Genomic DNA, 14,953 nt, shown 5'->3' with positions numbered 1-14,953 from the left:
TTCTAGTCTGTCGCGTGAAGTTAACTAACATTTTGCCTGCAAAAACCTCAGTAGTGAGTGGTTCACCAAGCTAACGAAAGCCCGGTACGTAGTAAGTACAAAGCGTGCTTAACACAAGGACTAAAGTCCTTACTACAAACTTATTTACCCAGATGAAGGCTTACCCCTGGTATTTCACTAATCCGTTACTGATAATGATTATTTTTTCAATACATCCAGTAGGAGTTGATGATGTCAAAAAAATTACCATCAACTAATTCCTTTCGAGCTATTATTCTTGCCTTGACGATTGGATTTGTTGGGTGTGGAAATCAAGCTGCAAGAACCGCATTCACTCAGACTACCACTCAGGGAAATGAGAATCTTCCCCAAGTCGTAGCGACTACAAGCGTACTGTGTGACTTAACCAGACAGGTTGCGGGGAATACAGTTAACCTTACCTGCTTAATTTCCCCTACAGCCGACCCCCAATTTTATAAACCAAAACCGGAAGATCGTAAAGCCATTGAGCAAGCTAATCTTATTCTTTATACTGGTTACAATTTTGAACCAAATCTGATCAAATTAATTAAAGCGACTAAAAACCCTGCACCGAAAATAGCCGTTGGTCAACTGGCAGTGCCTAAGCCACAAAAATTTCAGGCAGGCGCTAAAAATGTAACTGATCCTCATCTTTGGCACAATACCAAAAATACGATCAGAATGGTGAAGGTAATTAATAGTAACCTGATAAAATTAGAATCTAGTGATGCCGAGGCTTATAGCAGCAATACCAAAAAAATCACAAATGAACTGACTCAACTAGATAGCTGGATTAAGTCAAGAATTGTCAGTATTCCTGCCAAAGAACGCAAGTTAGTTACAACCTCTGATGCACTGAGTTATTACGCTAAAGCATACGGTCTTTCATTAGCAGGGGGATTGCAAGGTATTAGTACCGACAAAAATCTGACGGCTACACGAGTGAAAAATTTGGTGGCAAATATTAAACAGGCTAAAGTCTCAACAATTTTTACTGAGGCGGCAATTAAGCCTAATTTGCTTCAATCTGTAGCAAGAGTTGCTAATGTAAAAATTTCTGAGAGGAAGTTGTATGCTAAGGGACTTGGTGAACCAGGAAGCGAGGCGGACACTTATCAGAAAATGATGATTGCCAATACACGCACAATTGTAGAAGGATTAGGAGGAACGTATTTAATGTTTGAAGCGAAAGCTGCTAAGGAATAAGAATTAAATAAGATACAATTTATGTCCCTGGCTTACTTCACCCTCAATCCCTCTCCTGATAAAGAAGAGGGAAGCTAGAGACAGGATGAAGTTTTGTATTTTATTTAATCCACGTTCCTAAGTAGTTATAACCTCAATTGAGTAATCTGATCTAGCGTTTCCTAATAAGAATGAGGTTAAGCTTAACCTCACCCCGATAAAGTTGTGGTTTCTCTCCCCTCTCCGAACTCACGGAGAGGGGTTGAGTTTATCAGCCTCTTTGTTGCTTCTCCTATCAGAGACGGGGTAATAGATCAAAGAAAATGTCAAGGCTATTTCTCGAATCTGATATCAATAACCGTTGCATTGAAGTTGTAGTTAAAGCCTTCTAACTCAAATGGCATACCAATTTTCACTTTACTGCTACCTAGAACTAGTCCACTTTCAGTACGTTTGGCTTTACCTTCTAAAGTCAAAATCATATCTGTACTAAAATTGTTGATCTTGGGATCTGGTAATTCTTTAACAGTGCCATCAGGTTGGGAAACATTGACTGTTCTAGGTAGCTGTTGAATAGATTTAATTCCAATCTCTCCATAGGGTTGATTGCGGATAATTACATCAGTTTTCCCGCCTTTTTTTAAGCCATTGTTAAATAATTGCTCAGGATCACGTACATTCAAACCACGAACTACTAAGTCTACTTCTATGGGTACTATTTTCTCACCGACTTGAGCAAGACCCAAGGTAGACAAGATGGTAGACAACATCACAAATATAACTAGCAGAGTTACCAGCGCAGCACCTAAATCTAGGAGATTGATTTTGCCGAATAAACGACCTTTTGAATCTAAAATAGCCATAAAAAGTTTTCCGAGGTAATAGCGAAGTAATTGATTGTAGCAAAAAGGTTTTCGATGAGAATAGCAATTTTCCCTATTTGGTAATAACTCAAAGCGGCTGGGCGTTGCGGTTATGCGACAGTTTATCACGAGTTCGTAAGTTCGGAGGGGGGCAGATGACTCTCAAACTTTTGGCTCTTAAGACCGACGCACCCAGAAGGTAAAATCTAGTGTTTAAGCCGATCGCTAGAGGGAATCACTAGTCCCCAAAATTCGGTAGATTTGCGTAAACATTGGTTGTATAACAATCCCTTTGGTCTGGAGTTGAGAATGCAACTTAGAATGATCTAAAACCGTCTCATAATTTGCCTCATCATTTTATGTTCTCCCAAAATTATCTTCAGTGCAGATTATGTTGAATTGGAAAGGTTTTGTTGCAAATTACCGTGCGTGGCAGCGTCGCTGGTTTTATCCTTTAATTTCGGTGGTAGTCGCCCTGAGTCTGTGTCTGAGTACACCCTTCCCTGGAAGAACTTTAGACTTCTTGCCTCTTCTACTTCAAGGATTTCAGGCATTTCAACTTTCTAATATATCTCCTAACCAAGAAGTTGATCTTGGTAAGCAGATTAATCAGGAATTAGTCAGTAGTCAAGTCCGGCTTAACCGCAATCCCGAAGTTAATCGCTATGTGCAACAAGTTGGTCGGCGTTTAGCAGTTAATAGCGATCGCCCCGATCTCCCCTATACCTTCCAAGTAGTTGAAGATGATACTATTAATGCTTTTGCTACCTTGGGCGGCTATGTATATGTCCACACGGGTTTGCTGAAAACCGCAGACAATGAAGCGCAATTAGCAAGTGTACTCGCTCATGAAATTGGTCACATTGGCGGGAAACACGTAGTCAAACAGATGCAGCAAAAAGCGCTCGAAAGTGGTCTATTAACAGCTGCTGGCTTAGACCGGAGTACGGCGGTGCAAATTGGTGTACAGTTAGCGCGAGACTTGCCACGCAGTCGTAAAAATGAATTTGAGGCTGATCAAAGAGGATTAAGAACTTTGACACGTACTGGTTATGCTCAGTCTGCAATGGTTTCATTTATGCAAAAGCTCCTAAAAAAGGGTGGTTCTGCGCCGATATTTTTGAGTACGCACCCTGGAACCAGCGATCGCATTAATGCCCTCAGACTTGCAATTGACTCTCAACCTAGTAATGGAAATTATGGCTTGGATAATCCTAGTTATAAAGCTAATATTCGACCATTAGCGAGGTCTTGAGCGTATTGGGCGTTGGTTATTCCCCTGGTCTCCCTTGTCTCCCCACTCCCCACTCCCCCTCATCTCAAATATTGCTCAATTCATATTGCGGCGATCAACTTTGATTTTGGCTGGATCAACTCTGATCACTACATCTTTTAAGGGCAGGACACGGAGATAATCCTTAAAAATGTTAACTTGATAAACTAAGTTATTCGTGACATCGAGTCCAGTTAACCACCCACTCTTGGGATGATAAGCACCAGTATCTATGTCTAGCCATCCCTGTCCTTGTGCCAGTTTACCAGGAGAAACACCCGGCAGAGTAAAGGTAATGGTGTGACCGATGATAATTTGCTTATCTGGGAAGTAGGGTTTTTCAATACTATGAAATTCCTCTCGTATCCAACACAGTTCATCGGCAGTTTGTTCTGTCACTGACTTGGAAGGGTCAACACCAGCATGAGTTAACCAAATATCCCCCAAGTCAAGATATGTAGGCAAACTCTTGAACCAATCCAGATGGTCGTCAGGGATTGTGGACTGGTGGTAACTGGCTACGGTAGCTTGTCCTCCACTATACAGCCATGCTTGCATCGTTGGGGAGGAGGTTTTTTCATTGGTGAGAATGTTTAATAACATCTGCTCATGATTTCCTAGCAAACATGGGTAGTTATTTCGCTTGACAAAATTAACTACTTGTGAACTATGAGGACCGCGATCAATTAAGTCTCCCAGAAAATAGACTTGATCTTCTGAGGTGGGGGCAATCGCCTCCAACAATGTCATTAAACCTTCATAGTGACCATGCACATCCCCAATTACAATTCGTCTGGGGCTAATTTCGCTCATTTTCTCTTAGCTTCAATAGTTTTGGCTAATACTTCTGCTACAGTTTAAGCTTTCTGGTTTCCGCAATGAAAGGTAAAAATACTGAACAAATTTTATTTTAATTTAATTATTCTCCCCGAAATAAAATTATTTTATGATGGCAATGGGGTAGGATGTGTAGTTTTGAGTGGTAAAAGAGAAAATCAGCAAATTTAATTCACGTTGTTAGCTGCCTAGTCTAAGTACAGCTTTGCGTAAAATCGTGGCGAATTGAAGGTTGAAATTTAAACGCATAGGCGCGGCGCGATGATCGGTAGGCGATCGCCAAGACACAGAGGACATAGAGAGAAGAAATAAATGCTTAACTGAACTGTATTGCATTTCGCAGGTGCTCCGGCGTAGCCCGCACTTCTCTACGAGACCCTTCTCTACGAGACGCTGCGCGAACGGCAAGCTCAGGGCATCGCGCTGCGCGAACGACTTGGCTCAGTGACCACCGCAGGCATCGGAAGTGCTGTATTTTTGAAAATGAATGATCTAAATGCTGCATTTTAGAAGTATGACAGCATCATCACTAGATATTAGGGTAGAATATTGACCACTGCGGCATAAGGCTTGGTTTGGATAATTTCAAGCTTCCAGTCTGAAGAATAATCAGGCAACTCATAGCCAACACTCCTAACATGAGTCAACATCAACTCATCCCGTTGATGCCAAACTGCAAATATTCTCTCCCTGCCATCATAAAGGGTTTCTAAATCGATTTGATAAACCTCATTTACTCGCTTTAGTTTCAAGCCCAATAAATTTAACAGTCGGCTGAGTATTTTGATTGCCGAAACCTGCTCTTTCTCTCCGACTAAGTTAATACCAAGCGCTCTTTTAATATGCCTACTATGTTGAAAAACAATATTTTTAAGTAATATCAAATCTGTATCACTCTCGGTAAATTCTCGTTCGGCTTCGAGGAACTGAAGCATTCCCAAAGCTCTCATCGCCTCGACTTTCAGCGTATAAGTTTTTAAATCTGGTAGAAAAACTTTTCCTTCACCCCAAGATAATTGCTGATGCCATTCTTGCTGGTCTCTGACGTGAAAATACTCGCTTTCGTGAGTTAAATAATAATGAATTAACAGTTGAGAATAATATCCGTGGTCATCCTGTAATTTCAGCCAAGGAGTAACTTCTACACCATACCTTTGTCTGAGAACATATTTATTGATTTGGTTGCGTTCTCCATCAGTCAGGGAATGCTTCACTAATAGCTGCTCATATTCGACATAATCAATATCTTTAGCATTAGCGATAGCAGTTGCTAGCGATAGTTGATTTTGCTGCTTAATATCTTTAATTTTGCGTTTAATTTCTTTAGCTTTTTGACGGCTTTGCGCCCAATCTTTTTGAACTTTGACAATTTCTAAAATTAATCTTCTGCGGGTAGCTAAATCATCAGCGTCAGTTGCCAAAAAGGCCAGGCGTAAATCTCGAATAATATTATTGTGGACAGCATTACTCCGCAGCTGAATTTGATGCCCATCAGCAATCAAACCATCTTGCATCGATTGACGGTAGAGGCGGATAGAAGCATTTACCCGTGCAGATAACTTAGCCCAAGTTCGCAAATGAATCGGGTCATGAACTAAAGGTAAATCCACATCTATTTTATGTAGTGGACTAAGCAAAGCTAAGTTTTCTTTTTGATTTTCTTGATACCAATCAGATAGCAAGCGATAATTTGTACTACCACTACCAATTAAGCCAATACCTCGTTTAGCGCACCAGACAACACGCGGAACATCATCCCGCACTCTCGCTAATGCTTGTCTTGCTTCTGAGTCAGGAATTACCCCTTGAAAAATGCCATAAACTCGGTCGAAATGCTGGACATCAATACTAATTCCTGTACCAAGACTAGGGGTAACAAAAACGCCGTCATATTCAGAAATTTTTTGATTGATAGCTGCGATAAAATCAACGGCTTCGTGGCCAGGTGTGTTTATAGTGTGGCTACTAACTACCAAGGTTTTAGGAAATTGCCGTCGTAATTTTTGTAACCGCTCTTTTAGATAACGTTCAATGGTTTCACAACTGTAACGCCCAGCGCGACTATCGGTAGTAACATAACATTTACGTCCAGCAAGTAAATCCAATTCCAGTTGGTGAATTAGCGGTGTTGGGTTCGGCGAATCATAAAAAGTTACGTCCCAACCATGCTGAGGTTTCCACTGGTTGAGAACTACCCAAGGTGTTAATTTAATTCCTGCCAATCCCTGTAAATATTCAAGTGATACATCTGATAAATCAGCATCTTGGGCAATTACTAACCCCCCAGTTGTTAAAACTGTGGAAATTAATTGCTGGAATAATTTTAATATTTTTACACGCTTGTGTTTACAAGTATTACTGTTTAATAGATGCCATAAAGATTGCTCTACTTCATCTAAAATTACTATTGCCCCGCGCCAATTTTCCGGGTTAAGTTTCCAAATCGAATCAACACACAAGCCGAGGGAGTGCTGAGGAAAGATAGAGCGGAGGATGGGAGGAGGCGGGGTAAGTGTTTTATCAATCCTTTTCTCCCCATCTTCTTTATGTGTTCCCCATTGAATACCAATTTTTTCACACAAAAATCGTCCTAGTAAAATTCTGTGAGTAATTAACAAAACAGGTTGATTTCTGCTTTTTACTTGTTGAACAACGGTTTGCAGTGCTGTAGTTTTACCCGTTCCTTTTGCTGATTTTACTCCTACTAATCCAGAGGTGGGGAAAGGTATTTCACCTATATAAGGACGGTTGAAGGTGAGTGCAGCAGGAATACTTAACTCGGTGTGGGGTTTGGTTTGAGCAAGATAAATTTCTAAATCAACACTTTGACGATAAACTTTATCGAAACTACTTACACCTTTCGCAGCGATAAACTCATCAACTCCTTTTTCTACTCCTGGAAGTTCAATGACTTTAACAGTGCAACTTTTTTGCTGGAATAAACAACCAAGCTGTGAAATGGCATTATTTACAGCAGCAATTGTCTTGGGTTGAGTTTCAAAATCAAAGCAAATGTAAAAGCTGCGTTTTGTAATTGCAAACGCGCCTAAATCGGGAATTAGCTGACGACGAGTAACTTTGCCAAATTCATCTTTAACAACTCGATAACCACTGGTAATTCCGGGAATGGCAATAGCTACATATCCTTGGGTCAACAGTGTGGCTGCTTTCTTCACACCCTCGCAGATAATGAGGGGAATGTTCTGTTGCATCACCCATTGCCAAAAGCCTTCAGCTTCACCATCAGAAGTAATGGTGATATTCTCAGGCATGACCAGATTGTAACGTCCAGCGACTTGCTGCCACACTTGCAGCGTTACCCGCAAACAAAATACTCGCGTTGGCGTGCTGGGGGGATGCTCGTATTTGATGGACTTACCATTGTGATTCTGTCGGGGTTGGTTTGGCTTAAAGCATCCCCATTCCATCATTTGCCAATTATTCAAAGGGTCTAACCCCGAACACCACCAACCACCTTCAGTGATATGAGCATAACGCTGCAACCAACTACTTTTCACCATTCCGGCATTGGTGCGGGGGAGTAGCTCAGAAATCAATAGGTATTCATAAGCTGTTACGCCTTGGAGTGACCTAAAATTGAGTTGCACTAAGTGTAAGTCTATACCACTGCTCTTGACTAATTCTTCAAGGTGTTGGGGGTGTAAATAGTGCAGATGCATAGGGAAAGACGCTAAGGGAAAGTCAATGAGATTAAAACATTAACACGCATCTGCTTTTTTTCTATAAGAGATATTGCGAGGCTTTAATGATGCTTTTTTACTTCGCTAAAAGAGACACATCGGTTAAGACTCTAGTGGGTTATTCTGCCTATTAGATCCCCGAAGTAATAATTTTGTATTGTGATATTTGTTCGCTATTAATTTTTATTTATCAGTAAATTTATTGGTTAAGGAATGCGATCGCTTGGGAGAAGCTCACGCCCTGGTAACTTTAGGCTATGGCGCAGCATTACTGTGCCTTTACCTACAACAGATATGCTTCAAAGTCTAGGTTTATTTTGGCTTTGTCGGTTGGTTTACCCAGCGTACCGCCTCAATCGCAGACGCGATCCGTAGAGGCACTCTAGAAACGCGCACTTCCCCTGTATTGGGATTTGTTGCCTTGAGAAACTGCATAGTCTGGACATTAATTCGCTCCCTGACGATACGTAATAATCTGTATTCTTCCCAGGAGTCAATTTCGATCGCGTTAATTTCTTCCAATAAGCGTGCCCAGCCGATATCATCGATTGGCTGCCGCGTGGGTTCCAGCTTTGTTTTACCATGCTGTGCATACAGGCTATATCCATCTACAAACGCTATAGCAGGTGTATCTTCGGCGTGGAGGTGGTTGTTGCTATCAATACTGATTGTGGTCGAATGCTTGGATATAATTGCGATATTTTGAAAAAAGAAAGTCCAGCCGCAATTTTTGACAAATTCTTCTAAAATTACTACTTTGTTTTTAAATTGGTGGTAGTTTAAACCATGAATACAAAAATCAAAATAACTACCTCCTGCAATTAAACTTTCAGGTTTTCGGCATGAAGAGAATATACTTTTCAGGAAGTTGCGATCGCTCTTACCAAAGTGTTGGGAGAAAACATATTTCCAATGGTTTTCTAACTGGTCTTGCAGTAAAGTGGCATACTCTTTTGCAAGATGATTATCAAACAACGAATGTAAATTTGTTTGTAGACTAACGGATAGTAGCACAAGCAGCTACAACCCCCCTATTACCAGCTTTTACAGGACTGCTAGGAACATCCTGCTTCAGTTCTACCCACTGAAATAAGCTAGCTGTTGTCATTGCTTAATTTTTTCGTGGACTATCAGTTAAGCATAGATAGTACGCAAAGAGTCTAATTCATTAGTATCAGTTACAACTTTACGTAATGTTTCACTGAAATAGAAAACTTCATAGTTGGGTGCAAGTTCTTTTTGCAGTCGCTTCCACAAGCTAATTCCTTCTGCTTCAAAAACTGTTTTAGCCTCTAAACTGGGAAAACCTGATGAATTAGGATCTTCCCAGTTCAACTTTGCATCATAAACTTCAGCCCAATTTTCCAAACGGCTAATAGTTTCTTGACTTAATGGCATTATAAGAGGATCAATATCTCCAACTTTATCGGAACTAGCCCACCATAGGGGGTAGCATCCATAATCAGCCATGAGTTTGATTTTTTCTGCCATAGTCACTTCAGCGAATTATGAGGAAGTTCTGGGATTAGCGCCCACTATATATCCATTATCGCTTACAGTCACACAGATGTATTGGGTTTTGCCATTAAAATTAATTTCATAAATAGGGCGAGTTTTTTTCTTCCTTGATAACCAATTATTTTACCTTGGGTTACTGCGGTGATAATTGCATCTGGTATCTGCTTTGGCTCGATTCCCTGATCAGCAAACTCTAAAGAATGTTCTTCCAATATATGTTGCAGTCCTGCTTCAGCATTTCCCTCTTCTAAAAATATGATTTTGCCATCAGTTTGCTTGGCAATCCGCACAATTTTCTCAGGACTGTGTTTAATGCCAGCATCAAGAAGCGCCGCAAGTAATGCCGCTGTGTCTTGATTCATATTTAATTTAGTTATTTTAAATAATAATTTATATAATAAATTTAATAATATCTCAGATTCAAGCTGCTTGTCAAGCCTTTTAGTTAATAAAATTGAGGGGTAAAGATCCTCAACAAATCCTTACCCCTTAATCTTCTCAATCAACCTTCAAATCTACGCCCCAACAGCCTCCTTCGCAGCGTACAACACCTCAGCGTTGATTTCCTTGAAACCGCGATCGCGGGCAAATTTTTCAGTATTACGCTTCACTTTCCCGCGCACAAATCCCGGAATCTTATTCAATTCTGCTTGACCATCCTTTGTCCAATTCAAATCAGAATCAGCAGAAATTCCCCTAGTAATAACTTCTTTGGTATCGTGACCACCGAAGATTTCTAACAGGTGATCTTCCATTCCCAAAGTGAAGGAATTGTAGATCAAATCTGTAATCTGATTCGTGCCTTCGTAACCCATAAATGGTTTGTAACCAATGGGGAAGTTTTGGACGTGGATTGGTGCAGCAATTACGCCGCAGGGAATATCCAAACGTTTACCAACGTGGCGTTCCATTTGGGTGCCGAAAATGGCAGAAGGTTCGACACGAGCGATCGCATCCCCAATTTCACCATGATCTTCAGAAATTAGCACTTCATCGCAATACTCGCTAACCTCTTGGCGGAACCAGTCTGCATCATATTTACAGTAGGTTCCAGCCCAAACAACATGAATCCCCATTTCTCGCGCCAGAATCTTGGTAATGGCGGCGGCGTGGGTGTTGTCACCAAAGACCACAGCTTTTTTGCCAGTCAAGTTTTGACAGTCAATTGAACGGGAGAACCAAGCAGCCTGAGATACATACAGGGTTTGCTCATTAATGAAGTTTTCGTAGTCAACTTCTGTGAGCGAAGTCGAACTATGAGCGTTAATTACCTGCTGAATTTTGCGAATACAACGGGCTGTTTCCACTACACCCATTGGAGTAATGTCTACATAAGGTGTGCCAAATTGTTCTTCCAGGTAACGAGCTGTGGTTAAACCGAGTTCACGGTAAGGAACCAGGTTAAACCAGGCTTGGGGCATCTTCTTTAAGTCGTTCACCGAAGCACCTTCGGGAATTAAGGTATTTACCTCAATTCCCAAGTCAGCCATTAGCCGTTTGAGTTCGGTGCAGTCGTGATTATTGTGGAAACCAAGGGTAGTAGTACCGATAATGTTAACTGAGGGCTTTGCTGTTTTGCCCTCTGCTAATTCGCCCCGCTTCCGGGCTTTTTCAATGTAGTATTGAACGATTTGATCCAGAGTGCGATCGGCGGCTTGTAGTTCGTTGTAGCGGTAGTGGTTCACATCCGCCAGCATTACGTCTCCTTTCGCTTCCAACTGCGATCGCTCGACAAAGTTGTGCAGGTCTTCTTGTAAAATGCTGGAGGTGCAGGTGGGAGTTAACACAATCAAATCTGGGTGTTCCTCGGCATCCTTGCGGATGATGTTATCTACCACCTTCTCTTGAGAACCGCGTGCCAAAACGTTGCGATCGACGACACTGGTTGTCACCGGAGTAAAATCCCTCTCCCGCGATAGCATGGAGCGCATGACGTTAAAGTAGTCATCGCCAATGGGGGCGTGCATGATTGCATGAACATTTTTAAAAGAACTAGCGATTCGCAGAGTGCCAATGTGGGCTGGACCTGCATACATCCAGTAAGCTAATTTCATGTTTGTGTTCTCCCTTTTCAACAGAAATAACACGGAGTCCGATAAGAGTGGACTATAAGTGCTTGATTATTATTAAATCGTTTCTGATTGTCTCAAAACTTGTAGCCCTAAAGAGTGAAGAGTTGTAAGGGTTTTCTCTGCGGTGTGTAAGCGTAGCATCACCCAAACCTAATTAATGATTGGGATCTAGCTTCTGACTTGAACAACACGGCTGTTATTTTATTTAAATAAATCTTAATTTTTCGGCAAATTTTTTTTTAATTTGGGGCGGGGTGCTAACCCCCCTTAAATAAGAGGGGAATATCTTAGCGCAATTTGCTCAATCGAGAGAGTATAAATTAATCTACAGGGATGTTAATTACTGCCGAAAAATTTCTACTTTTTGTAACACCACCTCTTGATTCGGACGATCTCTAGTCGTAGGCACATTGGCGATCTGGTTGACTATATCTAGACCTTGGACAACTTCACCAAAAACACTGTGTTTGTTGTCAAGGTGAGGCGTTGCTGCTTCTGTAATGAACCATTGTGAACCATTTGTACCGCGTCCGGCATTAGCCATCGACAGGATACCTGCACCAGTGTGTCTCAATTTAGGATGAAACTCATCCTCAAATTGATATCCTGGTCCACCAGTACCCCATCGGCTGGCCGTATCCAGATAACGACTCAGGGGATCGCCACACTGAATCATAAAATCAGGGATGACCCGGTGAAAGCGAATCCCATCGTAGGCTGGAGTCCCCTTACTAGATTCACCAGTTTTAGGGTCTTTCCAGTCGATTGTTCCAGTTGCTAAACCTACAAAATTTTTGACCGTGTTAGGGGTTCGCTCTTCCTCCAAACGAACTACAATTTCACCCAAGGAAGTAGTTAAACGAGCGTGCAGCGTGCCATTACCGGGAATATTAATTTCTGGAAAGTTCATCAGATATCCTATTTTAACAAGTGCCAGTATTTGACCTATGATAAGTTTATCAGCATTCAAGTTGCTTGCTTTAGTAATTACAAAAAACTGAACGAAGGAAACTTGAGCAAAGGAATATTTCACTCTGGCAAATTTATCGCTGGATTACGGCTAAAGAATCCTCTAGGGACTAGCTTAAAGCCAACTCGGTGAACAGGCATCACAGGCCAATCTTCCGATCGCGGAATATGAGTTATGCCCATTGTGTACCACAGCACGATATCTTCACCCATCAAGGACTCATCGTCTGCAATATATTTTGGTAAACCTTGTCCAGGTTGAGTTTGGTTGGGATAATCGCCGCCAGCATAAAGTTCAGCAGGTTTATATTTTGTTACCCAGACGTGATGAGTCGCAAATTCTGCCCGTTGACGGATTTTTGAGCCTTCCACAGGGAAAAATATGGAGTTTCCTCCCGGCATCAGCATATATCCAGGTGCAGCGCCTAGAGCATTCTTTTTGTCTGCACTAACAATCATCCATTCCCGACTGTGTTTCATATCCAAATCGCGGACAGCATCCGTTTCTTTTGTTAGTGGGGTTTCTGCAAGTGTGATCGCATTTCCTAATGGATTTTTCTCATCTATCGGCAAAGCTTTGACATCCATTTCCATCACGGAATTAGCTTGACCATCAATATCGAAATCTAGGCGATAATTGAAAAAATGCTGGTGATTTACTCCGAAGATATTCTTAGCAATTAACCGACCATAAGAATCATCGTCAGATTGCTTTTCATCAGCCGTTCCCTGCGCCAGTACGATACCCGTTAATTCATTTTGGACTTCCAAAGTCCCATCCTGGTGAAAGATCCAATTGATGCTGTAATCATAGTTGTCAACTGCCACCGTCATCGTCATGACTAATTCTCGACTGCGACGGACATCATTACGCTGAGTATTATACTCATAGTGCTTCCACAGGATTCCGTTATCGCGCTCGTAGATACCCATAACCCCTGGCATTACATAAGGTTCTCCCTGCTCATTAGCAAATACAGCATTTAGCAACAGGCCGTTTTCGGGAATTTCCTTACCTAACTCCATCGTATTTGCTAACAAACCAAGGTTATATTCTCCAACATCAAAGGCATTTCTGAAAGACCAAGTAGGCTCAGGATCGCCATAAGGTACTACCATTTCTGATAGGCTAGCGCGATATAAAACTGGTCGAATATTTTCCCCGTCCTGGTGCGTCACTTGGTACAGCATTAATCCATTACGAGGATGCATTAAATAACGAAACTTCCAACCTTGCCAGCTAATTTCATTGTCTTTGATCTGGAAACTTGCACCATTTGGTTGGAGAATCTTTAATACTTTAAGTGGTGAAAGTAATTTGCCCAAAGATTTGATATCGTAGTTCCAGTTTTCCTTAGAGAAAGGTACGTTTCCTCTGTCAACAAAACTGGCGATTTTACCTGTGTTCAAATTGACTGTTGCTACGACTCCTTCAATCGGACTACCGTAATAGTTCCAGCCTTTACCCTTGTAGTAAGATAAGCTCCGACAAAGACGATTACCTGTTGCTTCTTCCTGTTGACTCAGGATTCCTGGTGCCCACGAACTGATTTTGACTTGATCGAAATCAGTAATTCCCCGCCTTTGCATCGCTTTTTGCCATCGGGAATCGACTTTGACTATCTGAGTTGCTAGTTCATATTCGGAATTAACGATCGCAGGTTGGACAGACGGTATTTCTTTCCAAGAACTTAAGGTTTTGCTTGTCAGATCAACAATTCCCTCAAAGGTTTTATTTAGCGATCGCTCAGAGATTACTAAAAAAGCTTTTCGCTGCAAGACTTTAGCAAGTGTAAACTTTAGAACTTCTTCTTTATCTGGTTCTTGTAAAGTGATCAGTGGAAAAACAGCCATTTCGCTCAAAGTTTTTTCTCTTTTGATCACCGAAACAGCTGTACTAATTTCTGCCTCAGTTAGCGAAGTGAGAGGATGGGAAATCGAAAGCTGTTGAGCCGTCAATATTTCCATTAGTCCCAGTGAGATAGAAATGACAACAATGATGGGAATAGCTAGCCGCAAAAAACGCTTTAACCGCTTAGTCATCTTTTACATTTTTACAAAAGACTTATAGTTATCTATTTCCAAGCCTAAGATTGAAAACCGATAAATTAAGAGGTTAAAGCCAAATTAATTTGTTAATAGTTCGAGATTAGAGCATCGATTCACTAATCAAAAACCTAGCCCCCCAGCCGCCTTCGCTACAAGGGAAGAGGGAGAGGTTCTTCCAGAATTACTAAATTGGTGTACTAGCCACAAGGGAGGTTTATTTGCAATGCTCCATGCCCTCACTTACGCAGAAACCAAACGGCGTAAAGATTCAGCACGGCGTTTAGCAATAGCGTTATTTGGAGCAAGTTTTAGTGCTTCTTCGTAACTTTCTAACGCCTGAGTAGTTAATTTTTTTTTCTCGTAAGCATGACCGAGATTATTTAACCCTGTCACGTAGTCTGGTTTAGATTTGAGAGCTTCTTTGTACTGACGAATTGCTAAGTCATATTGCTCTTGGCTAAAATA

Annotated in this window: 13 protein-coding genes; 2 read left to right on the top strand and 11 right to left on the bottom strand. The window is 41.4% G+C overall.

The window, feature by feature from the left end; translation table 11 throughout:
• Positions 1-231 precede the first annotated feature (231 nt).
• On the top strand, positions 232-1,227 hold the full coding sequence (locus ACYTXL_RS03405; protein ID WP_461923533.1) for a metal ABC transporter solute-binding protein, Zn/Mn family: 996 nt from the start codon (positions 232-234) through the stop codon (positions 1,225-1,227).
• 311 nt (positions 1,228-1,538) lie between these two features.
• Here the strand turns inward: ACYTXL_RS03405 and ACYTXL_RS03400 are convergent, their stop codons facing one another.
• Entirely contained in the window at positions 1,539-2,069 is a 531-nt protein-coding gene (locus tag ACYTXL_RS03400) for a DUF4330 domain-containing protein (RefSeq protein WP_292799237.1), read from the bottom strand.
• A gap of 391 nt (positions 2,070-2,460) precedes the next feature.
• On the opposite strand from ACYTXL_RS03400, the gene ACYTXL_RS03395 reads away from it, so the two are divergent.
• Positions 2,461-3,324 (top strand): M48 family metallopeptidase, encoded by an 864-nt coding sequence (locus ACYTXL_RS03395; RefSeq protein ID WP_461923499.1) that lies wholly within the window; start codon positions 2,461-2,463, stop codon positions 3,322-3,324.
• 75 nt (positions 3,325-3,399) lie between these two features.
• Here ACYTXL_RS03395 and ACYTXL_RS03390 read toward each other — a convergent pair whose 3' ends face one another.
• The 10 genes from ACYTXL_RS03390 to ACYTXL_RS03345 form a co-directional block, all read right to left on the bottom strand.
• Positions 3,400-4,155 (bottom strand): metallophosphoesterase family protein, encoded by a 756-nt coding sequence (locus tag ACYTXL_RS03390; RefSeq protein WP_461923498.1) that lies wholly within the window; start codon positions 4,153-4,155, stop codon positions 3,400-3,402.
• A 204-nt stretch (positions 4,156-4,359) separates the two neighbouring features.
• The gene (locus ACYTXL_RS03385) at positions 4,360-4,515 is read right to left on the bottom strand and encodes a hypothetical protein (RefSeq protein WP_461923497.1); all 156 of its coding nucleotides are present in this window, start codon (positions 4,513-4,515) and stop codon (positions 4,360-4,362) included.
• Positions 4,516-4,715: 200 nt separating this feature from the next.
• Positions 4,716-7,859, bottom strand: a complete 3,144-nt coding sequence (locus tag ACYTXL_RS03380) for a plasmid replication protein, CyRepA1 family (protein ID WP_461923496.1) — start codon at positions 7,857-7,859, stop codon at positions 4,716-4,718.
• A 333-nt stretch (positions 7,860-8,192) separates the two neighbouring features.
• Positions 8,193-8,855: a DUF6745 domain-containing protein gene (locus tag ACYTXL_RS03375; protein ID WP_461923495.1), complete on the bottom strand. Its 663-nt coding sequence runs from the start codon at positions 8,853-8,855 to the stop codon at positions 8,193-8,195.
• 159 nt (positions 8,856-9,014) lie between these two features.
• The gene (locus tag ACYTXL_RS03370; RefSeq protein ID WP_461923494.1) at positions 9,015-9,371 is read right to left on the bottom strand and encodes a hypothetical protein; all 357 of its coding nucleotides are present in this window, start codon (positions 9,369-9,371) and stop codon (positions 9,015-9,017) included.
• A 68-nt stretch (positions 9,372-9,439) separates the two neighbouring features.
• Positions 9,440-9,760: a hypothetical protein gene (locus ACYTXL_RS03365; RefSeq protein ID WP_461923493.1), complete on the bottom strand. Its 321-nt coding sequence runs from the start codon at positions 9,758-9,760 to the stop codon at positions 9,440-9,442.
• Positions 9,761-9,913: 153 nt separating this feature from the next.
• Positions 9,914-11,452, bottom strand: coding sequence for a ferredoxin:protochlorophyllide reductase (ATP-dependent) subunit B (gene bchB / locus ACYTXL_RS03360; RefSeq protein WP_461923492.1), 1,539 nt, complete (start codon positions 11,450-11,452; stop codon positions 9,914-9,916).
• A gap of 358 nt (positions 11,453-11,810) precedes the next feature.
• Complete coding sequence (locus ACYTXL_RS03355; protein ID WP_461923491.1) at positions 11,811-12,380, bottom strand: peptidylprolyl isomerase; 570 nt, start codon at positions 12,378-12,380, stop codon at positions 11,811-11,813.
• 119 nt (positions 12,381-12,499) lie between these two features.
• Positions 12,500-14,482 (bottom strand): primary-amine oxidase, encoded by a 1,983-nt coding sequence (locus ACYTXL_RS03350; RefSeq protein WP_461923490.1) that lies wholly within the window; start codon positions 14,480-14,482, stop codon positions 12,500-12,502.
• 246 nt (positions 14,483-14,728) lie between these two features.
• Positions 14,729-14,953 (bottom strand): tetratricopeptide repeat protein (locus tag ACYTXL_RS03345; protein ID WP_461923489.1); only part of this gene is annotated, 225 nt, incomplete at its 5' end.

This window comes from Nostoc sp., assembly GCF_054880495.1.
The sequence above is the reverse complement of the archived record's forward strand: the minus strand, read 5'-3'. Positions and strand labels throughout refer to the sequence as shown.

Excerpts from the sequence above, each read along its gene's own strand:
- ACYTXL_RS03405 (WP_461923533.1), top strand. The coding sequence starts at position 232 with ATGTCAAAAAAATTACCATCAACTAATTCCTTTCGAGCTATTATTCTT.
- ACYTXL_RS03400 (WP_292799237.1), bottom strand. The coding sequence starts at position 2,069 with ATGGCTATTTTAGATTCAAAAGGTCGTTTATTCGGCAAAATCAATCTC.
- ACYTXL_RS03395 (WP_461923499.1), top strand. The coding sequence starts at position 2,461 with ATGTTGAATTGGAAAGGTTTTGTTGCAAATTACCGTGCGTGGCAGCGT.
- ACYTXL_RS03390 (WP_461923498.1), bottom strand. The coding sequence starts at position 4,155 with ATGAGCGAAATTAGCCCCAGACGAATTGTAATTGGGGATGTGCATGGT.
- ACYTXL_RS03385 (WP_461923497.1), bottom strand. The coding sequence starts at position 4,515 with ATGCAATACAGTTCAGTTAAGCATTTATTTCTTCTCTCTATGTCCTCT.
- ACYTXL_RS03380 (WP_461923496.1), bottom strand. The coding sequence starts at position 7,859 with ATGCATCTGCACTATTTACACCCCCAACACCTTGAAGAATTAGTCAAG.
- ACYTXL_RS03370 (WP_461923494.1), bottom strand. The coding sequence starts at position 9,371 with ATGGCAGAAAAAATCAAACTCATGGCTGATTATGGATGCTACCCCCTA.
- ACYTXL_RS03365 (WP_461923493.1), bottom strand. The coding sequence starts at position 9,760 with ATGAATCAAGACACAGCGGCATTACTTGCGGCGCTTCTTGATGCTGGC.
- bchB (WP_461923492.1), bottom strand. The coding sequence starts at position 11,452 with ATGAAATTAGCTTACTGGATGTATGCAGGTCCAGCCCACATTGGCACT.
- ACYTXL_RS03355 (WP_461923491.1), bottom strand. The coding sequence starts at position 12,380 with ATGAACTTTCCAGAAATTAATATTCCCGGTAATGGCACGCTGCACGCT.
- ACYTXL_RS03350 (WP_461923490.1), bottom strand. The coding sequence starts at position 14,482 with ATGACTAAGCGGTTAAAGCGTTTTTTGCGGCTAGCTATTCCCATCATT.